The 19,621-nt window shown below is 60.6% G+C and carries 16 protein-coding genes; 7 read left to right on the plus strand and 9 right to left on the minus strand.

Annotated features, from left to right (window positions below):
* Positions 1 to 12 precede the first annotated feature (12 nt).
* Positions 13 to 1,371, minus strand: a complete 1,359-nt coding sequence (envZ, locus tag JS46_RS16440) for a two-component system sensor histidine kinase EnvZ (RefSeq protein ID WP_033753116.1) — start codon at positions 1,369 to 1,371, stop codon at positions 13 to 15.
* On the minus strand, positions 1,368 to 2,087 hold the full coding sequence (ompR, locus tag JS46_RS16445; RefSeq protein WP_001157751.1) for a two-component system response regulator OmpR: 720 nt from the start codon (positions 2,085 to 2,087) through the stop codon (positions 1,368 to 1,370). The genes envZ and ompR overlap by 4 nt, the downstream gene beginning before the upstream one ends.
* Positions 2,088 to 2,618: 531 nt before the next feature.
* Between ompR and yjbE the strand changes: the two genes are divergently transcribed.
* The 4 genes from yjbE to JS46_RS16465 all read left to right on the plus strand — a co-directional run bounded on the left by yjbE (position 2,619) and on the right by JS46_RS16465 (position 7,743).
* Entirely contained in the window at positions 2,619 to 2,858 is a 240-nt protein-coding gene (gene yjbE / locus JS46_RS16450) for an exopolysaccharide production protein YjbE (RefSeq protein ID WP_033753126.1), read from the plus strand.
* 154 nt (positions 2,859 to 3,012) lie between these two features.
* Entirely contained in the window at positions 3,013 to 3,489 is a 477-nt protein-coding gene (gene greB, locus JS46_RS16455) for a transcription elongation factor GreB (RefSeq protein WP_033753129.1), read from the plus strand.
* Between the two features lie 100 nt (positions 3,490 to 3,589).
* Positions 3,590 to 5,917 (plus strand): Tex family protein, encoded by a 2,328-nt coding sequence (locus JS46_RS16460; protein ID WP_033753132.1) that lies wholly within the window; start codon positions 3,590 to 3,592, stop codon positions 5,915 to 5,917.
* A 134-nt stretch (positions 5,918 to 6,051) separates the two neighbouring features.
* Positions 6,052 to 7,743: an alpha-amylase family glycosyl hydrolase gene (locus tag JS46_RS16465; protein WP_033753136.1), complete on the plus strand. Its 1,692-nt coding sequence runs from the start codon at positions 6,052 to 6,054 to the stop codon at positions 7,741 to 7,743.
* On the opposite strand, the gene JS46_RS16470 is transcribed toward JS46_RS16465, so the two are convergent.
* Positions 7,744 to 8,013: a YdgH/BhsA/McbA-like domain containing protein gene (locus JS46_RS16470; RefSeq protein WP_033753138.1), complete on the minus strand. Its 270-nt coding sequence runs from the start codon at positions 8,011 to 8,013 to the stop codon at positions 7,744 to 7,746.
* A 169-nt stretch (positions 8,014 to 8,182) separates the two neighbouring features.
* Positions 8,183 to 8,959, minus strand: a complete 777-nt coding sequence (gene bioH / locus JS46_RS16475; protein ID WP_033753140.1) for a pimeloyl-ACP methyl ester esterase BioH — start codon at positions 8,957 to 8,959, stop codon at positions 8,183 to 8,185.
* Positions 8,960 to 8,995: 36 nt separating this feature from the next.
* Here bioH and gntX point away from each other — a divergent pair, with 36 nt between their 5' ends.
* On the plus strand, positions 8,996 to 9,676 hold the full coding sequence (gene gntX, locus JS46_RS16480; protein ID WP_033753143.1) for a DNA utilization protein GntX: 681 nt from the start codon (positions 8,996 to 8,998) through the stop codon (positions 9,674 to 9,676).
* Positions 9,677 to 9,734: 58 nt separating this feature from the next.
* Complete coding sequence (nfuA, locus tag JS46_RS16485) at positions 9,735 to 10,310, plus strand: Fe-S biogenesis protein NfuA (RefSeq protein ID WP_033753146.1); 576 nt, start codon at positions 9,735 to 9,737, stop codon at positions 10,308 to 10,310.
* Positions 10,311 to 10,354: 44 nt separating this feature from the next.
* Here the strand turns inward: nfuA and malQ are convergent, their stop codons facing one another.
* The 4 genes from malQ to glpE form a co-directional block, all read right to left on the minus strand.
* Positions 10,355 to 12,427 (minus strand): 4-alpha-glucanotransferase, encoded by a 2,073-nt coding sequence (gene malQ, locus JS46_RS16490; protein WP_033753147.1) that lies wholly within the window; start codon positions 12,425 to 12,427, stop codon positions 10,355 to 10,357.
* A 207-nt stretch (positions 12,428 to 12,634) separates the two neighbouring features.
* On the minus strand, positions 12,635 to 13,393 hold the full coding sequence (locus JS46_RS16495; protein ID WP_033753150.1) for a DeoR/GlpR family transcriptional regulator: 759 nt from the start codon (positions 13,391 to 13,393) through the stop codon (positions 12,635 to 12,637).
* A 32-nt stretch (positions 13,394 to 13,425) separates the two neighbouring features.
* A complete protein-coding gene (gene glpG / locus JS46_RS16500; protein ID WP_033753530.1) occupies positions 13,426 to 14,250 on the minus strand; it encodes a rhomboid family intramembrane serine protease GlpG in 825 nt (274 codons plus the stop codon).
* A gap of 33 nt (positions 14,251 to 14,283) precedes the next feature.
* Positions 14,284 to 14,610, minus strand: a complete 327-nt coding sequence (glpE, locus tag JS46_RS16505) for a thiosulfate sulfurtransferase GlpE (RefSeq protein ID WP_033753152.1) — start codon at positions 14,608 to 14,610, stop codon at positions 14,284 to 14,286.
* Between the two features lie 227 nt (positions 14,611 to 14,837).
* Here glpE and glpD point away from each other — a divergent pair, with 227 nt between their 5' ends.
* On the plus strand, positions 14,838 to 16,346 hold the full coding sequence (glpD, locus tag JS46_RS16510; protein WP_033753155.1) for a glycerol-3-phosphate dehydrogenase: 1,509 nt from the start codon (positions 14,838 to 14,840) through the stop codon (positions 16,344 to 16,346).
* Positions 16,347 to 17,173: 827 nt separating this feature from the next.
* Here the strand turns inward: glpD and glgP are convergent.
* Complete coding sequence (gene glgP, locus JS46_RS16515) at positions 17,174 to 19,621, minus strand: glycogen phosphorylase (protein ID WP_033753156.1); 2,448 nt, start codon at positions 19,619 to 19,621, stop codon at positions 17,174 to 17,176.

Here is a 19,621-nt window from a genome sequence, read left to right on the forward strand (position 1 = left end):
CCCGCTTGCTACTCAGCTCTGCGCCGCGCCGTTGCTGCTCGGCGCACTCTGTTCCGTTAGCGGCAGCCAGGCGCGAATGCGCAACCCGCCGCGCTCGCTCTCGCCAATCTCCAGCGATCCCTGATGCGCATCGATAATGCGCTGCACAATCGCCAGCCCAAGGCCGGTGCCGCTGGTGCTGCGCGCGCTGTCACCGCGTACAAAGGGCTGTAGCAGGTGCGTCAGCTGTTCCGGCTTGATGCCAGGGCCGTCATCCTCGACCTGAAACCAGGCGCGATGCAGTTCGCGACCGCTGCTCACCTTGATCCAGCCGTTGCCGTAGCGTGCTGCGTTCACCACCAGGTTCGCCACCGCGCGCTTGATCGACAGCGGGTTGATATCCAGCATCAGCTCTTCCGGCATCACGGCGTTTTCAATCTCGCGCTCGTAGCCGCTTTCCGCCGCCACCACTTCGCCCAGCACGCTGTTGAGATCGGCGCGCTCGGTCTGAATCTCCTGGCCGGTGCGCAGATAGTCGATGAACTGCTCGATAATGGCGTTGCACTCTTCGATATCTTTATTGATCGACTCGGCGAGATAGCCATCCTCCTCGCCCATCATCTCGGTAGCGAGGCGAATGCGCGTCAGCGGCGTGCGCAGATCGTGGCTAACGCCCGCCATCAGCAGCGTGCGGTCGTCCGCCAGCTGCTTAACGCCGGAGGCCATCTGGTTAAAGGCGCGCGTCACCGAACGCACCTCCGAGGCGCCGTACTCGCGCAGCGGCGGCGGAATAATGCCCTTGCCGACCTGCAGCGCCGCGTGCTCCAGATCCACCAGCGGCCGGTTCTGGATGCGGATAAACAGCCAGGCGCCGCCAATCGCCAGCAGCATAATCGCCAGTGTGTAGCGGAACAGCGGCGAGAAGTCGCCCTGATGAATTTCGGTCAGCGGTACGCGCACCCAGATGTCAGGCGACAGCCAGGTTTTCAGCCACACCACCGGCGAGTTTTTATTGACCTCGACGCGCACGTCGGTCGGCCCGCCAAGCTGCTGGCCCATCTGCTCGCTCAAAAATTCATAGTGCTGCGCCCAGCGCAACCCGCTCTCTTCGGCTGCCGCGTTGGTATACAGCGAAATCCCCAGCTCGCGGTAGATCTCGCGGCGAAACGCGGGCGGCACTTCCAGCTGCGTGCCGTCTTCCAGCTGCAGCCGGTCGGTCATCAACATGCGCACTTCATACGCCAGCACCTTGTTGAACTGCTGCAGGCTGGGAAGAATGGCGAAGTTGAGCACCACCAGATAGGTCGTCACCAGGCTGACGAACAGCAGGGTCACGATCAACAGCAGGGTGCGGGCAAACGAGCTGCGAGGCGAGAAGCGCAGTCGCCTCATGCTTTAGAACCGTCCGGCACGAATACGTAGCCCAAGCCCCAGACCGTCTGGATATAGCGCGGATGCGCCGGATCTTCTTCCACCATGCGGCGCAGGCGCGAGATCTGCACGTCGATGGAGCGCTCCATCGCGCTGTATTCGCGTCCGCGCGCCAGGTTCATCAGCTTGTCGCGCGACAGCGGTTCACGCGGATGGCTGACCAGCGCCTTCAGCACCGCGAACTCGCCGCTGGTGAGCGGCATCGGCTCATCTTCGCGGAACATTTCGCGCGTGCCGAGGTTCAGCTTGAACTTGCCGAACGCGATCACCGCCTCTTCCTGCGAAGGGGCGCCCGGCAGCTCGTTGGCCTGACGACGCAGCACGGCGCGAATGCGCGCCAGCAGCTCGCGCGGGTTGAACGGCTTAGGAATATAGTCATCGGCGCCGATCTCCAGCCCAACGATACGATCGACCTCTTCGCCTTTCGCCGTCACCATAATGATCGGCATCGGATTGCTCTGGCTGCGCAGACGACGGCAAATCGACAGGCCGTCTTCGCCCGGCAGCATCAGATCCAGCACCATCAGGTGAAAGGATTCACGGGTCAGCAGACGATCCATCTGCTCGGCGTTGGCGACGCTGCGCACCTGAAAGCCCTGCTCGGTGAGATAGCGTTCCAGCAGCGCACGCAAACGCATATCGTCATCAACGACCAGAATTTTGTAGTTCTCTTGCATTTTCTACTCCCAAAGGCGCCATTGCCTGAGCCGATATTGTTAAAAAAAGTTGTCTGTCTGTGACAGTCATTAATGGTTTATATTCTAGCCGAAATTGTTACAAAGCATATTAAACAGGAGCTTATCTTTAATTTTATCGCTCTCTTCAGGGCAAAATCACATTCTTAAGCGGCGTTTGTCACCGTTACGGCAAATCTGAAAGTCGGGCGTTTTTTCTCGCCATCGGCGGCCGCAAAATCGCGCCCTGGATTAATCAAACTTGCAGATCAACCAGTTAACGCGCAATTTGACTTTAGCGCCATTCGTCGCCTGACCTAGCGGTCGCGATTTCAGCCAACTCAGCTGGCCGGCAGCATAAAATATCAGCCTTTACGCGCCGCGCCGCAGGCTTCTCTCGGATTTGCGCCATTTTTGCCGCGATTCAGACCATTCAAAAATAAAGCCCGCTAAATCAATCAGTAAAGCTATCTTTCCGCCTTATGTGAATTGCACCACACTGCTTCCACTCGCTTCACTACAGGGAAAGCAATAATGAAAAAAACGTTGTTAGTGCTGGGTGCGCTGGCCACCCTCGTTCTGAATCCGGCTTTAGCGGCGACCGCAACCGGCGAGGCCGCCGGCGCGCAGGCTTCGACCACCGCGCAGGGCAATTCTAACGCTATCGGCGTCGGCGCCGTAGCTGCGCTGCTCGGCGTGGCGCTGGCGACCGCTGGCGGCGGCGACAAAGGCACCTCATCTTCAACCACCACCTCAACCGTGGCGGGAAAATAACGATTTAAGCCGTTTTCTCTTTTTGTACCTGCCCCTTTCGCCACCGGGGAACGACACAAAGGGTTTTCACCGTTGAAAACCTGTTCCCCGACTCTTTTTTGCCGCGCCTGCTTTGCTTTACACTGCCTGCTTTTCCGCTTCCGAGTCGCTACGCATGAAAACCCGACTGATCACCCGTGAAGGCTTTGACAAGCTGAAGGCCGAGCTCGACTATCTCTGGCGCGAAGAGCGTCCCGAAGTGACGAAGAAAGTGACCTGGGCCGCCAGCCTCGGCGATCGCAGCGAAAACGCCGACTACCAGTACAACAAAAAACGCCTGCGCGAAATCGATCGCCGCGTACGTTATCTGACAAAAAGCCTCGAGTCGCTGCGCATCGTCGACTATTCGCCGCAGCAGGACGGCAAAGTCTTCTTCGGCGCCTGGGTAGAGGTTGAGAATGACGAGGGCGAGGTCAAACGCTTTCGCATCGTCGGCTACGACGAGATTTTCGGCCGCAAAGACTACATCTCCATCGACTCGCCGATGGCGCGCGCGCTGCTGAAAAAAGAGCCGGGCGACGCCGTGACGGTAGAGACGCCGCTGGGTCCCGCGCTCTGGTACGTCAACGCCATTTCCTATCCGGACGCCTGATTCAGAATATCGCTGAAAGCCGGCCCCATCGCTGGCAATTTCACTTTTCAGTCCGTATAACTGTCCCCTGTTTTTTAACCCTGTAAGCAAGACAGAATCGATGATGAAAGATCTCAGCCACATTATTGCCAGTGAGCTGCAGGCGCGTGCGGAGCAAGTTGAAGCCGCCGTGCGTCTGCTGGACGAAGGGAACACCGTGCCGTTTATCGCACGCTATCGTAAAGAGGTGACCGGCGGTCTGGACGACACCCAACTGCGCCAGCTGGAGACGCGTCTCGGCTACCTGCGCGAACTGGAAGATCGCCGCCAGTCGATTCTGAAGTCCATTAACGATCAGGGCAAACTCACCGACGAACTCGCCAGCGCCATTAACGCCACGCTGAATAAAACCGAACTCGAAGACCTCTACCTGCCCTATAAAGTCAAGCGCCGCACCCGCGGCCAGATCGCCATTGAAGCCGGTCTGGAGCCGCTGGCCGAGAGCCTGTGGCAGGACGCCTCGCAGGATCCCGAACAGCTGGCCGCGCAGTATGTCGATGCCGATAAAGGCGTCGCCGACGTGCGCGCCGCGCTGGACGGCGCGCGCTATATCCTGATGGAGCGCTTCGCCGAAGACGCCGCGCTGCTGGCGAAAGTGCGCGACTACCTGTGGAAAAACGCGCATCTGGTGTCGCGCGTGGTGGAAGGCAAAGAGCAGGAAGGGGCTAAATTCCGCGACTACTTCGATCATCACGAAGCGCTGCACAGCGTGCCGTCGCACCGCGCGCTGGCGATGCTGCGCGGCCGTAACGAAGGCGTGCTGCAGCTCTCCCTGAACGCCGATCCGCAGTTCGACGAGCCGCCGCGCGAAAGCTACGGCGAAACGCTGATCGCCGAGCATCTTAACCTGCGCCTCAACGGCGCGCCCGCTGACGCCTGGCGCAAGGCGGTAGTGAGCTGGACCTGGCGCATCAAGGTAATGCTGCATCTGGAGACGGAGCTGATGGGCACGGTGCGCGAGCGCGCCGAAGACGAAGCGATCAACGTGTTCGCCCGCAACCTGCACGATCTGCTGATGGCGGCGCCGGCGGGCATGCGCGCCACGATGGGCCTCGATCCCGGCCTGCGCACCGGCGTGAAGGTCGCGGTGGTGGACGCCACCGGCAAGCTGGTCGCGACCGATACCATTTATCCGCATACCGGCCAGGCGGCCAAAGCCGCTACCGTGGTCGCCGCGCTCTGCGCGAAACATCAGGTCGAGCTGGTGGCGATCGGCAACGGCACCGCCTCGCGCGAGACAGAGCGCTTCTTCCTCGACGTGCAGAAACAGTATCCGCACGTTACCGCGCAGAAAGTGATCGTCAGCGAAGCGGGTGCCTCGGTCTATTCCGCCTCGGAGCTGGCGGCGCTGGAGTTCCCGAACCTCGACGTCTCGCTGCGCGGCGCGGTCTCTATCGCGCGTCGCCTGCAGGATCCGCTGGCGGAGCTGGTGAAAATCGATCCGAAATCGATCGGCGTCGGCCAGTATCAGCATGACGTCAGTCAGAGCCAGCTGGCGAAGAAGCTGGACGCGGTGGTGGAAGACTGCGTCAACGCCGTCGGCGTCGATCTCAACACCGCCTCCGTGCCGCTGCTGACGCGCGTCGCCGGTCTGACGCGCATGATGGCGCAGAATATCGTGAGCTGGCGTGACGAAAACGGCCGCTTCCAGAATCGCCAGCAGCTGCTCAAGGTGAGCCGTCTCGGCCCCAAAGCCTTTGAACAGTGCGCGGGCTTCCTGCGCATCAACCACGGCGACAACCCGCTCGACGCCTCGACGGTGCACCCGGAAGCCTACCCGGTGGTGGAGCGCATCCTGGCGGCGACCGAGCAGGCGTTACAGGATCTGATGGGCAACCCCACCAGCCTGCGCAACGTTAAGACGGTCGACTTTACCGACGAGCGCTTCGGTCTGCCGACCGTCACCGACATTATCAAAGAGCTGGAAAAACCGGGCCGCGACCCGCGCCCTGAGTTTAAAACCGCGCAGTTCGCCGAAGGGGTCGAAACCCTTAACGATCTGCTGCCGGGCATGGTGCTGGAAGGCGCGGTGACCAACGTCACCAACTTCGGCGCCTTTGTCGATATCGGCGTGCATCAGGATGGCCTGGTGCATATCTCCTCGCTGTCGGACAAATTTGTCGAGGATCCGCATCAGGTGGTGAAAGCGGGCGATATCGTGAAGGTGAAAGTGCTGGAGGTCGATCTGCCGCGCAAACGTATCGCGCTCACCATGCGTCTGGATGAGCAGCCAGGCGACAGCAACGCGCGCAGCAGCGCCCGCAGCGCGCCGCGCGACGGTGCGCGTCCGGCCGGCGGCGCGAAGCCGCGCGCGCGTCAGAACAGCCAGCCCGCAGGCAACAGCGCGATGGGCGATGCGCTGGCGGCGGCGTTCGGCAAAAAACGCTAAACCCTGCACGCGCCCGACTTATTCTGGGTCGGGCGCGCGTAACCTCCTCTGTAAAGTTGAAAATCCCTCTCTTAACGCTACGCTGAAAACACGCCTGCATAAAAAACAACCCGGGACGTGGCACCCAATTCGCGATGGAAACGATCACAGCGCTGCTCGATAAAATCTATGCCGATACCTTTCCTCAGGCGGCGCGTGAGCGCCTGCTGAGCCATATCGCCGCCGCGCGCGACGCGACTAAGCTGCCGCGCAAGGCGCACTGGGACGAACAGGACGTGGTGCTGATCACCTACGCCGATCAGTTCCGCGAAGCGGAGGTGCCGACGCTGCAAAGCTTCTCCCGCTTTTACCAGCAGCATCTGCAGTCCACCTTTCCGCTGGTGCATCTGCTGCCCTTTTTCCCCTACTCCTCAGACGACGGTTTTTCCGTCATCGATTACCATCAGGTCAACCCGCTGTGCGGCGACTGGCCGGATGTCGCCAGGCTGCATCAGGAAACGCGCCTGATGTTCGACTTCGTCTGCAACCACATGTCGGCGCACAGCGCCTGGTTTAAACACTATCTGGCGCTCGATCCCGGCTGGGACGACTTCTTTATCAGCATGCCGCCCGCCACCGATCTCAGCGGCGTAACGCGGCCGCGCACCTCGCCGCTGCTGACGCCGTTCGAGATGGCGAACGGCGAAATGCGCTTTATCTGGACCACCTTCAGCGCCGATCAGATCGATCTTAACTTCGGCAATCCCGAGGTGCTGATCCGCATGGTGGAGGTGCTGCTCGACTACCTGCAAAAAGGGGCGGACTATGTGCGCCTTGACGCCGTCGGCTATATGTGGAAAACGCCCGGCACGCGCTGCATCCATCTGGAAAAAACCCATTTGCTGGTGAAGCTATTCCGCGCCATTGCCGACCTGGTCGCGCCCGGCACGGTGATCATCACGGAAACCAACGTGCCGCATAAAGACAACGTCAGCTACTTCGGCGACGGGCATGACGAAGCGCAGATGGTCTATCAGTTTTCCCTGCCGCCGCTGGTGCTGCACGCCATCCATTCCGGCTCCGGACGTGCGCTGCGCCAGTGGGCGGGCGCGCTGGAGCCTGGCAAAGGCGGCACCACCTTCTTTAACTTTCTCGCGTCGCACGACGGCATCGGGCTTAATCCGGCGCGCGGCATTCTTTCCGAGGTGGAGATTGTGGCGCTGGTGCGCGACCTGGCGCTGGAGGGCGCGCTGGTCTCCTATAAAAACAATCCCGACGGCACCACCAGCCCCTATGAGATCAACGTCACCTATCTCGACGCCCTGAATCATCAGAACGACGACGACGATACGCGCCTGCGCCGTTTCCTGCTGGCGCACGCGATTCTGCTGGCCTTCCCCGGCGTGCCCGCTATCTATATTCAGAGCATCCTCGGCTCGCGCAACGACTACGAGGGCGTAAAAGCCGCAGGTCACAATCGCGCCATCAACCGCCAGAAGTTTGACCTGAAGATGATTGAAGCGGCGCTGGCGGACGGCGACAGCCTGCGCCACGCCATCTATACCCGCCTCAGTCGGCTCATCCAGCTGCGCACGCGCCAGCCCGCTTTTCATCCCGATAATCCGATGAGGCTCTACGACAGCGACAACGCGCTACTGGTGCTGAGGCGTCACGATCCGCAGCAGGAAGATGGCGGCCTGCTGTGCGTGTTTAATCTGAGCGCAAAAACGGTGGAGGCGAAGCTGCCGGAGGCGCGGCTTTTTCAGGATGTGATCACAGAGAGGAAAATTGATGGCACCCAGCCACTTACGCTGGATGCCTGGCAGTTTGTCTGGCTGCGTAGCTGATTACTTGTAGACTTCTGCGGTGGCGCTGAATTTGCCGTGTTCACGGCCCGCGATCACCAGGAAATATTTGCCTCCTTTTTCATCAGCCTGTTTAGAAAGTTCGCGTTTGGCGTCCATTGGCGAGGTGGTTTCCGCCGTGGTGTTCACCGTACCGATCTTCTGAAGATTCATTTTTTTCACTTCTTCTTTGGTCACTTCCTTGGCCGCAACCGCCGAAAACGACACTGCGCCCATTACCATTGAAGCTACAACCCATTTCATCACCTTCATTACAGTACCCCTCATTCATTTCCGTTATGTGAGATGTAAGCAGACGCCGGATGCGTCAGGCGAGATGGAACGGCATCATCCTCTCCCTGGATAATTCACATCATTAAGCGGCCATGCCTACCCGAAAAGTATTGTCGCTGATGAGAAAATTGCCAGCTTAGCGTCCGGTTTAACGGCAAAACTCCTGTCTGAAATCAAGAATATGCTGGCAGAAGGCGTCCGGGTGCGAAATAAAGGGCGCGTGCGCGGCTTTTTCCATCACGATGGAAGGCGAAGCGGGCAGCGCGGCGTCGAGCAATGAGGCGACACGACGCGGCACCAGACCGTCCAGCGCGCCATAGAGACGTAAAAACGGCATTTCAATGCGCGGCAGCTGATCGCGCAGATCGACCTCGCGCAGGATTGCCAGCCCACTATCCAGCACCGCCACCGGCGGTATCGGCTGCGCCAGCACCACCTCTTTTAAGCGGCGCGCATCCTGCCGGGCGCTGTCGGTGCCCAGCGTCTGCAGCGCCAGGAAGCGCTCGACGGTGCGCTGGAAATCGCTGTTAAGCTGCGCGCGAAAGGTCGCCAGGGTCTCCGGCTTGATGCCTGGCCACTCCTCGCCAGCGGTAAAACAGGGCGAAGAGGCGACGCTGATCACTCCCGCTATCTGCTGCGGCGCGCGCAGCGCCAGTTCGGTCGCCACCAGCCCGCCCAGCGACCAGCCCAGCAGCAGCGCGCGCGGCGGTAAATGCGGCAGCAGCCGCTGCGCCATCTCCGCCAGCGAAAGCGCGCCGAACGCCTGACTGCGGCCATAGCCCGGCAGATCGACCAGGTGCAGGCGAAAATGAGGGCTGAGTCGCGGCACGATGCTTTGCCACACCTCGGCGTTCAGGCCCCATCCGTGCAGCAGCACAAGATCCACATTCCCTTCTCCGCAGGTGCGCCAGTAAAGCGAGGTCATCAGTTACTATCCTGTAAAAAGGTTAAGGAGGCCGCTATGCTACCAATGCCCGCCCTCTGTTGGCTATGCCAGCTGCCGCTGCGCGTCGCGGCACATGGATTATGCAGCGTCTGCCTGCGCGCCCTGCCGCCGCTGCCGATCCTCTGTCCACGCTGCGGCCTGCCGGCCGGATCTTCCCGCGTCGCCTGCGGCCGCTGTCTGCGCTCTCCGCCCGCCTGGCAGGCGCTGGTCTGCGTCAGCGGCTATCAGCCGCCGCTGCGCCGCTGGGTGCATCAGCTGAAGTTTTCCCGCATAACCGCACTCAGGGTGATGCTGGCGCGTCTGCTTTTGCTAAGCTGGCTAAACGCTCACCGCACGCGCGGGCTGATGCGCCCGGATTTGCTGCTGTGCGTGCCGCTGCATAAAAGCCGCGCCTGCCGACGCGGCTACAACCAGGAGGCGCTGCTGGCGCAGCCGCTGGCGCGCTGGCTGGGCTGCGAATTCCGCGACGGCGTCCGCCGCAGGCGACGCGGCGCGCTGCAGCACCGACTGCGCGCCTCACAGCGTCGCGGCAACGTGCGCGGCGCCTTCCGCCTTGAAATCGCCGTGCGCGGGCGCCATATCGCGCTAATAGACGATGTGGTGACAACGGGTCATACCGTGGGAGAGATCAGCCGCATTTTGCTGGCGCACGGCGCGGCCAGCGTGCAAATCTGGTGCCTGTGCCGTACCTTGTAGAGCGTCGGTGATGGGCGTATTATAACCAACTAAATTAGTCAACTATTGAGCAATTGCCATGATCCGAATTACAGACTCTGCCCAGGAGCACTTCTCGAAACTGCTGTCAAAACAGGAAGATGGCACCCAGATTCGCGTATTCGTCATTAACCCGGGTACGCCAACCGCCGAGTGCGGCGTCTCTTACTGCCCGCCGGACGCGGTAGAAGCGACCGACACGGAGCTGAAGTTCGAGAAGCTTTCAGCCTACGTTGACGAACTGAGCGCGCCTTACCTCGAAGACGCCGAAATCGACTTCGTCACCGACAATCTCGGTTCGCAGCTGACGCTGAAAGCGCCGAACGCCAAAATGCGCAAAGTCTCCGACGACGCGCCGCTGGCGGAGCGCGTCGAGTATCTGCTGCAAGCGCAGATCAACCCGCAGCTCGCCGGTCACGGCGGTCGCGTGTCGCTGATGGAGATTACCGACGACGGTTTCGCCATTTTGCAGTTCGGCGGCGGCTGTAATGGCTGCTCCATGATCGACGTCACCCTGAAAGACGGCATCGAGAAAGAGCTGCTGGCCGCTTTCCCCGATCTGAAAGGCGTGCGCGATCTCACCGAGCACCAGCGCGGCGAGCACTCCTATTACTAATCGCCTCCACGCGCGACAGTCAGGCGACTGTCGCGCGCCGTCCGCTACTCCCCTTTGCGCGTCTGACTCACCGCCTTCAATAGCTTCGTCACCGCTTTATCCGTAAAGATCGCCTCCAGCGGCTGCGCCAGCTTGCGTCGCCAGTTGGGATATTGATCGACGGTGCCGGGCACGTTTACCGGCGTGGTCATTCCTATCCAGTCTTCTGGCTGCAGGCCCAATAGCGCGCTGCCGGTCGCCGCGAGAAACTTATGCATCGCCAGATTAAGCGCGGGCGTCATCGCCAGCTTGTCTGCCTGACGCGCGCTGCGCGCCGGTATCGCGCCCGCCTGATGCAGCGCATCCAGCAGCGCCTGTTTCTGCTTCGCTCGCTGTTCATGCAGCGACTGCAGCACCTCTTTGCCGGGATAGAGCTTGAGCTTTTCTCCCAGCGCGAAGTCGCCCGCGTTCCAGAAGCCGGTCAGCGTCGGCAGATCGTGCGTGCTGGCGCTGGCGATCGACTGACGCGGATAGTCGCTGGGCAGGCGATAGCTGCCGTCGCGCTGCTGCTCGAACCACATCACTTTCCATGAGAAAACGCCGCTGGCGCGCAGCAGGCCGACGATTTCCGGCGGCACCGTGCCGAGATCTTCGCCGATAACCATGCAGCGATGGCGCTGGCTCTCCAGCGCCAGAATGCCCAGCAGATCCTGCACCGGATAGCTGACGTAGGCGCCTTTATCGGCGGTTTCTCCTTTCGGCACCCACCACAGCCGCAGCAGCGCCATCACGTGATCGATGCGCAGCGCGCCGCAGTCGCGCATATTGGCGCGCAGCATGTCGATAAAAGGCTGATAGCCGCGCGCGCGCATCACGTGCGGATCCATCGGCGGCAGGCCCCAGTTCTGTCCCAGCGGTCCGAGGCGATCCGGCGGCGCGCCGACCGACGCCTCCAGCCGATAGAGCTCAGGATCGTGCCAGGTCTCCGCGCTGCCTTCCGCCACGCCTACCGCCAGATCGCGATAGAGCCCCACCGTCATCTTCAGCGCCTGGCTGCGCGCCCAGCACTCGGCGAACTGGTTTTGCGCCAGCCACTGCAGCCACTGCCAGAAGGCGATCTCCTCTTCGTGGCTTTCGCACCAGCGCTGCACCTCAGGCGACTGGCTGTTGCGCCAGCTTTCCGGCCAGGCTGGCCATCCCCAGGCGTCCGCATCTTCGGCGCGGCGTTCCGCCTGCAGGCCATCGTAGGCCGCCTGATAGCGCAGGCTGTCGCCGCCGTCGCGCACAAACGCGGCGAACGCCTGCCGCTGCGCGTCATCTTCCGCACGCAGGCTGAACTGCGCCCACGCGTGACGTAGCGCAGCGAGCTTCAGCGCCATTACCGATGCATAATCGACAAACTCGCTCTCGCGCGCTTTCGCCAGCGCACGCTGGGTTTTCGCCGCTTTCCACCATTTCTGCGCCGCCGCGCTCTGCTGGAAATCCTCCAGCTGCGCCACGCTGATATAGATAATGTTCAGCCAGCGGCGCGACGAGGGGCTGTAAGGGCTGGCGAAATCGGGCGTCGCGGGATAGAGCGCGTGCAGCGGATTGAGCCCGACGAAGTCGCCGCCCTGCTGCGCCACCTGCTCCAGAAGCTGCTGCAGATCGCCGAAATCGCCGATGCCCCAGTTATCGGCGGAGCGCACGGTATAGAGCTGCACCAGCGCCCCCCAGCGTTTCTCGCCGTTGCGCAGCGGCGCCGGCAGCCAGCAGCGGCGCGGCGTCAGGATAATGCGCGTCTGCCACTCTTTTTTGCCCTTGCTCAGCGTCAGCTGGTGATAGCCGTGCCCGAGCGGCGACGGCAGCATAAAGGGCTGGCCTGCCTCAAGTTCGCCGCTAAACTCGCGGCCCTTTTCGCTGTGCAGCCGCCACTGATAGCGGCCACGCCCTTCCGGGTTGAGCTGGCGCGCCGCGCCGCCGCTAAAAACCTGCACCGGCGGCAGCGGCGCGCCCTTCTCTTTTTGAGCATCGCCCATTACCGCGAGCAGCGCCGTTTTGGTTTCGTCGCCGATCGCTTCCGGTTCGCCTTTGGCGTTGGTATAGGTCAGGGATATTCCGGCGGCGACTGCCGCGCGATCCAGTGCGCTCTCTTTCATGCTCTCCCCTTAGCGTCTTGATCCAAAGCCGTTGAGTTGCGGTGTGATGAACGTCTGCGCACAGGCAAACTGAGCATTAAGTAAAGACGGCAGTGGGGAAAAAATCGACAGGAAACAAAGAAAAAGGCGGGATTTGAAATCAGCGAGCGATATAGCCCGGGTTAAGGCGATACCGCTCGCGACAGCTCAGAGACTAAAGATGCTTAATCAGCAGAGTTCGAGTTGAACCTCATGCTGCTCGATCACCTTCATAATGCTGGCGGGCGGCTGCTTGTCAGTATAAAGCTGGTCGATCAACCCCATATTGCCGAGATTCACCATCGCGTTGCGGCCGAACTTCGAATGGTCGACCACCAGCATCACGCAGCGTGAGTTTTCGATAATGGCGCGCTTGGTGCGCACCTCGTGGTAGTCGAACTCCAGCAGCGACCCGTCCATATCGATGCCGCTGATGCCGAGAATGCCGTAATCGAGGCGGAACTGGGAGATAAAGTCGAGCGTCGCTTCGCCCATAATGCCGCCGTCGCGCGTGCGCACCTCGCCGCCTGCAATAATCAGCCGGAAATCGGGCTTGCACATCAGCAGCGTCGCCACGTTGATATTGTTGGTCACCACGCGCAGATTTTTATGATTCAGCAGCGCATAGGCCACCGCTTCTGGCGTGGTGCCGATATCGATAAATAAGGTCGCGCCGTCTGGAATTTCGCTGGCGACGCGTTCGGCGATGCGCGCTTTCTCCGCCGACCACATCATCTTACGTTCCTGCCAGGCGGTATTTTCAGAGCTGGAAGGCAGCGCCGCGCCGCCGTGATGACGCTGAATTTTATTCTGATCGGCGAGGTCGTTGAGATCGCGGCGGATGGTTTGCGGGCTTACCTCAAAATGTTCTACCAGCTCTTCGGTACTGACATATCCCTGACGCCGGACCAGATCGATAATGGCGTCATGACGTTGCGTCTGCTTCACATTACTCTCCTGTTTTCTTTTCTTATCCGGCGCTAACGGCGCCGCACTGCACGGGTATCGACAAACGCCATCGCCAGCCCGACCAGCAGACCGGCGACGTGAGCGCCGTTGGCGATAGCGAGCCCGAACGCGCCATACCAGCCGATTACCAGCCACACGATAGCAAAACCAATCAGTCCGCGTTCCAGATAGACGCCGCTTTCAGGGTCGCGCTCGCCGCGCAGCCAGCAGTAGCCCATCAGCGCATAAACCACGCCCGACAAACCGCCGAACCAGATGCCGCTAAATTTCGCCTGTACGAAGCCGCTGAGCAGCGCCGAGATCAGCATAATCACAAACAGCTTGCCGCTGCCGAGCCGCTTCTCTACCGCGCCGCCGAGATACCACCACCACATCAGGTTAAACAGGATATGCAGCAGCGAAAAGTGCAGCAGCGCATGGCTGAACCAGCGCCATACCTGGAGATACTGGCCTGGGCCGTCTGGCCAGCTCAGCCACAGCAGCACCCTTTGATCGCCAAAAATCTGCATCAGGATAAACACCGCGATACAGGCAAAAAGCACGGTCATGGTGAGCGGACCGGCGCGATCGCGAATATTGCCCCACAGGTTGCTACGCTCGTAGCGCAGGCCGCTTTTGGTGCCGCCGGTATGCCAGCTGGCGGCCTGATAGCGAGGATGGTCCGGCTGGCGCACGAACTGCTGAAGTTCGTTTTCGACCATTTCAAGCCGGCTTTCGTCATCGAGCAGGATAACGTAATGGCCATCCTGTTCGATGCGCAGCGCGACGCCGCGCGTCGCCATATAGTCGACGAACGCCTGCGCCATGCGCGGGTTATTAAACTGGGTAATGCGCACCATTAATCACTCTCCTTGTTCATCGCGCGCGGCTCACTCGCCGCCGGCGACAACCTGAGTCGGAAACGCGGCGCGCCAGGCGTCGAAGCCGCCGTCGATGCTGTAGGCGGCGCTAAAGCCCTGGCTCAGCAGATATTGCGCGGCGCCTTTGCTGCTGTTGCCGTGGTAGCACATCACCAGCACCGGCAGCTCGCGGCTGGCGCTGGCCAGAAAGGCGTTAAGGTTGCCGTTGCTCAGGTGCAGGGCGTTTTCCGCATGACCAAGCGCGAAGCTCTGCGGATCGCGAATATCGACCAGCTGCGCGCCTTGCGCCAGATGCTCGCTGGCCTGCTGAACGTTAATGCATTCGAAGGTTTCCATGATTCTCTCGTTAAGACGACACAATTACCGCCTAGTGTAACCCGATAAGCAGCCCCAATAACCTGACAAAGCGTCCGGGTTTGTATTTATTTCTCAACAAGAATGTTAGCTATATCACGCAAAAATGTTTTTACCGCGTTAAACACTGGCATCAATGTTGGTTTGCGATTATGATTATGCTCGAAAACGAACATTAATGAACTATTCCGAACATCGGAGGAGATGACGTGGAAACCAAAGACCTGATCGTGATCGGCGGCGGCATCAACGGTGCCGGCATTGCAGCAGACGCTGCAGGACGCGGCCTGTCAGTGCTAATGCTGGAGGCGCGGGACCTGGCTTGCGCGACCTCTTCCGCCAGTTCAAAGCTGATTCACGGCGGCCTGCGCTACCTCGAACACTATGAATTCCGTCTGGTCAGCGAAGCGCTGGCCGAGCGCGAAGTGCTGCTGAAGATGGCGCCGCATATCGCTTTCCCGATGCGCTTCCGTCTGCCGCATCGCCCGCATCTGCGTCCGGCATGGATGATTCGCGCCGGCCTGTTTTTATACGATCACCTGGGCAAGCGCACCAGCCTGCCGGGCAGTAAAAGCCTGCGTTTTGGCGCGGATTCGGCCCTCAAGCCGGAAATCACGCGCGGATTCGAATATTCCGACTGCTGGGTGGACGACGCCCGTCTGGTGGTGCTGAACGCGCAGGAAGTGGTGAAGCGCGGCGGCGAAGTGCGCACCCGTACCCGCGTGACGCGCGCCTGGCGTGAGAACAACCTGTGGATGGTGGAAGCGGAAGATGTCGACAGCGGCAAAACCTATACCTGGCGCGCCAAAGCGCTGGTGAACGCGGCGGGCCCGTGGGTGAAACAGCTGTTTGACGACGGCCTGAAGCTGAAGTCACCGTACGGCATTCGCCTGATTAAAGGCAGCCATATCGTGGTGCCGCGCGTGCACAACGAGAAGCAGTCCTACATCCTGCAGAACGAAGACAACCGTATCGTGTTCGTTATTCCCTGGATGGATGACTTCTCGATTATCGGCACCACCGACGTCGAGTACAAAGGCGATCCGAAGAACGTCAAAATCGACGACAGCGAGATCGACTATCTGCTTAAAATTTACAACAGCCACTTTAAAAAGCAGCTGGTGCATGACGATGTAGTCTGGAGCTACTCCGGCGTGCGTCCGCTGTGCGATGACGAGTCCGATTCGCCGCAGGCGATTACCCGCGACTATACGCTGGATGTGCGCGACGACAACGGCCAGGCGCCGCTGCTGTCGGTGTTCGGCGGCAAGCTGACCACCTACCGTAAGCTGGCGGAACATGCGCTGGAGAAGCTGACGAAATATTTCCCCAATGCCGGTCCGGCATGGACGAAAAACTGCGTGCTGCCGGGCGGCGATATCGCCGGTACGCGTGAAGATTACGCCGCCAGCCTGCGTCGTCGTTATCCGTTTATTACCGAAGGTATGGCGCGTCACTTCGCCCGCACCTACGGCAGCAGCACCGAGACGCTGCTCGACGGCGCGACGCGCCTTGAGGATCTGGGCGAGAACTTCGGTCACGACTTTTATGAAGCCGAACTGCGCTATCTGGTGCAGAACGAGTGGGTGCGCGAGCTGGATGACGCTATCTGGCGCCGCACCAAGCAAGGGATGTGGCTGAACGAGGCGCAGCAGGCGCGCGTAGCGGAGTGGCTGGCGACGCACAGCCAGAAGCCCAGCCTGTCGCTGGCGAGTTAAATAAGATCAACGGGGCTTCGGCCCCATTTTTTTGCCTGCTGCGCAGGCGAGCTTGTGTTCGCTGCGCGAACTCGCTATGAGCGGGTTCCGCCCGCCAAACGTCAGGGAGTTTCAGCCGCTCCGCTGCTGGCGTGCGTGTTAAGGGGCTCGCCAGCCCCTTAACAATCCCGGCTTCCGGCAGCCTCCACGCCGCGCTCCGCGCGGTACCTTCGTTGCTTACGTCGGCCGCACGGACCCGTCGGGACAGGCCGTCCTGGCCTGGCCCTCCCTCTCGCCGACGTCCTGTCGGCTCGTCCTGGCCGCCGTGCGCGCCTCAGCGTATCGGATGCCTCTACCAACCCCTCGCCTGTAATTTCCTTATTTTTTATTAACAACGGCGTCGTCTGAACGCATGGTTTGAGCTTTCAGCAACGAAGTTGCGCCTTCAGAAATTGGGACGTACAGCGGGGGTGTAGGGGCCATCGCAGCCGCTGAGCGGAGGAAGGATTTCAGGATGAGGCGACAGGACGTCGCCGAAAGCGCGGGCCAGGCCAGGACGGCCTGTCCTGCGCGGTCCGTCAGAAATCCTGACGAAGCGAAGGGACCCGCGCAGCGGGCGGGTGAGCTGGCCCGGGGCGCGGGTGCAGGGCTGGCGCCTACCGGCCCTGCTCGGTCGCCCGCAGCGGGCAAAATGAAACTGCCCAGTTATCGGGCGAACGAAACCTGCACTGATGCCAGGCGAGCGAATCCTGCGCCGCCAGCGGGCGAAACGCCGCTCTGAGCCGGTTCGCGCAGCGAACCTAAGCCCGCCTGCGCAGCAGGCAACCCCGCCAGCGGGCGGGAACCCGCTAAAGCCTCACTGGCTTAATATGCCAAATCTCATCCGCATACTCCTGGATGGTCCGGTCCGAAGAGAAATACCCCATATTGGCAATATTCAACGCCGCGCGGCGCTGCCACTCTTCCGGCTTGCGATAAAGCTCATCCACCTTATCCTGGGTATCCACATAGCTGCGGTAATCCGCCAGCAGCTGATAGTGGTCGCCGAAGTTCACCAGCGAATCGAACAGATTGCGGTAGCGGCCTGGCTCCTGCGGACTGAACACGCCGGAGGCGATCTGCGTCAGTACCTGATGCAGCTCGGCATCCTCTTCGTAATATTTACGCGGGTTGTAGCCGCTGCTGCGCAGGGCTTCAACCTGCGGCGTGGTGTTACCGAAAATAAAGATATTCTCCTCGCCGACGTGCTCCAGCATCTCGACGTTGGCGCCGTCCAGCGTGCCGATGGTCAGCGCGCCGTTGAGCGCGAACTTCATATTGCTGGTGCCCGATGCCTCGGTGCCCGCTGTGGAAATCTGTTCGGAAAGATCCGCCGCCGGAATAATGATCTGCGCCAGACTGACGCTGTAGTTCGGGATAAACACCACCTTCAGCTTGTTCTTCACCTGCGGATCGTTGTTGATCACGCTCGCCACGTCGTTGATCAGGTGAATAATGTGCTTGGCGGTATAGTAGGCCGAAGCCGCCTTGCCGGCGAAGATATTGACGCGCGGCACCCAGTCGGCGCCCGGATCGGCTTTGATGCGGTTATAACGGGTAATCACGTGCAGCACGTTCAGCAGCTGACGTTTATATTCATGGATACGCTTGATCTGCACGTCGAACAGGGCATTGGGATCCAGCACCACATCCATATTCTTCGCCACCCAGTCCGCCAGGCGACGCTTGTTATCGAACTTGACGTCAGCCACCTTCTCAATAAACGCCGGATAGTCGATCTGCTGGTTAAGTTCGGCAAGCTGGCTAAGATCGGTGCGCCAGGTACGGCCAATCTCTTCATCCAGCAGCTCCGACAGCGCCGGGTTGGCCAGCGCCAGCCAGCGACGCGGCGTTACGCCGTTGGTCTTGTTGCAGAAACGGCCCGGGAAGAGACGCGCGAAATCCGCGAACAGCGACTGCACCATCAGGTTGGAGTGCAGTTCGGAGACGCCGTTGACTTTGTGGCTCACCACCACCGCCAGCCACGCCATGCGAATGCGACGGCCGTTGTTCTCATCGATAATCGAGATGCGCGACAGCAGATCCCAGTCGTCCGGGTAGTACTCCTGAATGGTCTTCAGGAAGTAGTCGTTGATTTCGAAAATAATGCCAAGATGGCGCGGCAGGATCTTGCCGATCATCTCCACCGGCCAGGTTTCCAGCGCCTCGCTCATCAGCGTATGGTTGGTGTAAGAGAAAACCTGGCAGGTCACTTCGAACGCATCGTCCCAGGTGAATTTGTGCTCGTCGATTAACAGACGCATCAGCTCCGGGATCGCCAGCACCGGATGGGTATCGTTCAGGTGGATGGCGATCTTGTCCGCGAGGTTGGACCAGGTTTTGTGCATCTGCCAGTGGCGGTTGAGGATATCCTGCACCGTAGCGGAAACCAGAAAATACTCCTGGCGCAGACGCAGCTCGCGTCCCGAATAGGTGGAATCGTCGGGATAGAGCACGCGGGAGACGTTTTCCGAGTGGTTTTTATCTTCTACCGCCGCAAAGTAATCGCCCTGGTTGAATTTGCCAAGGTTGATTTCGTTGCTCGCCTGCGCGCCCCACAGGCGCAGCGTATTGGTGGCGTCGGTGTCGAAGCCGGGGATGATTTGATCGTACGCCATTGCGACGATCTCTTCAGTTTCCAGCCAGCGCACCTTCGCCCCTTCATGCTGAATGCGGCCGCCGAAACGTATTTTGTAGCGCGTGTTGTAACGCTGGAACTCCCAGGGATTGCCGTACTCCAGCCAGTAGTCGGGCGACTCTTTCTGCTCGCCGTCGATAATATTCTGCCGAAACATGCCGTAATCGTAACGGATGCCATAGCCGCGTCCCGGCAGACCCAGCGTGGCGAGCGAATCGAGAAAACAGGCGGCCAGGCGCCCGAGGCCGCCGTTGCCGAGGCCGGGATCGTTCTCTTCTTCCATCAGATCGGCCAGGTTTAATCCCATCTCGTCCAGCGCCTGATTGAGATCGTCATAAATGCCCATCGCCATCAACGCGTTGCCTAACGTCCGGCCCAGCAGAAACTCCATCGACAGGTAGTAGACCTGACGGACATCCTGCGACAGCTGCGCGCGGCTGGAGCGCAGCCAGCGCTCCACCATGCGGTCGCGCACCGCCAGCAGCGAGGCGTTGAGCCAGTCATGCTGGTTCGCCACGGAGGGATCCTTGCCGATGGTAAACATCAGCTTATAGGCAATCGAGTGTTTCAGCGCTTCGACCGTGAGTGTCGGCGACGTATAGGTGAAAGGAGCATTCAT

It is taken from the genome of Pantoea sp. NGS-ED-1003 (assembly GCF_000738765.1).
GTDB lineage: Bacteria > Pseudomonadota > Gammaproteobacteria > Enterobacterales > Enterobacteriaceae > Pantoea > Pantoea septica.

Bases quoted from the DNA above. Each gene is read 5' to 3' on its own strand.
- envZ (WP_033753116.1), bottom strand. From the start codon at position 1,371: ATGAGGCGACTGCGCTTCTCGCCTCGCAGCTCGTTTGCCCGCACCCTG.
- ompR (WP_001157751.1), bottom strand. From the start codon at position 2,087: ATGCAAGAGAACTACAAAATTCTGGTCGTTGATGACGATATGCGTTTG.
- yjbE (WP_033753126.1), top strand. From the start codon at position 2,619: ATGAAAAAAACGTTGTTAGTGCTGGGTGCGCTGGCCACCCTCGTTCTG.
- greB (WP_033753129.1), top strand. From the start codon at position 3,013: ATGAAAACCCGACTGATCACCCGTGAAGGCTTTGACAAGCTGAAGGCC.
- JS46_RS16460 (WP_033753132.1), top strand. From the start codon at position 3,590: ATGATGAAAGATCTCAGCCACATTATTGCCAGTGAGCTGCAGGCGCGT.
- JS46_RS16465 (WP_033753136.1), top strand. From the start codon at position 6,052: ATGGAAACGATCACAGCGCTGCTCGATAAAATCTATGCCGATACCTTT.
- JS46_RS16470 (WP_033753138.1), bottom strand. From the start codon at position 8,013: ATGAAGGTGATGAAATGGGTTGTAGCTTCAATGGTAATGGGCGCAGTG.
- bioH (WP_033753140.1), bottom strand. From the start codon at position 8,959: ATGACCTCGCTTTACTGGCGCACCTGCGGAGAAGGGAATGTGGATCTT.
- gntX (WP_033753143.1), top strand. From the start codon at position 8,996: ATGCTACCAATGCCCGCCCTCTGTTGGCTATGCCAGCTGCCGCTGCGC.
- nfuA (WP_033753146.1), top strand. From the start codon at position 9,735: ATGATCCGAATTACAGACTCTGCCCAGGAGCACTTCTCGAAACTGCTG.
- malQ (WP_033753147.1), bottom strand. From the start codon at position 12,427: ATGAAAGAGAGCGCACTGGATCGCGCGGCAGTCGCCGCCGGAATATCC.
- glpE (WP_033753152.1), bottom strand. From the start codon at position 14,610: ATGGAAACCTTCGAATGCATTAACGTTCAGCAGGCCAGCGAGCATCTG.
- glgP (WP_033753156.1), bottom strand. From the start codon at position 19,621: ATGAATGCTCCTTTCACCTATACGTCGCCGACACTCACGGTCGAAGCG.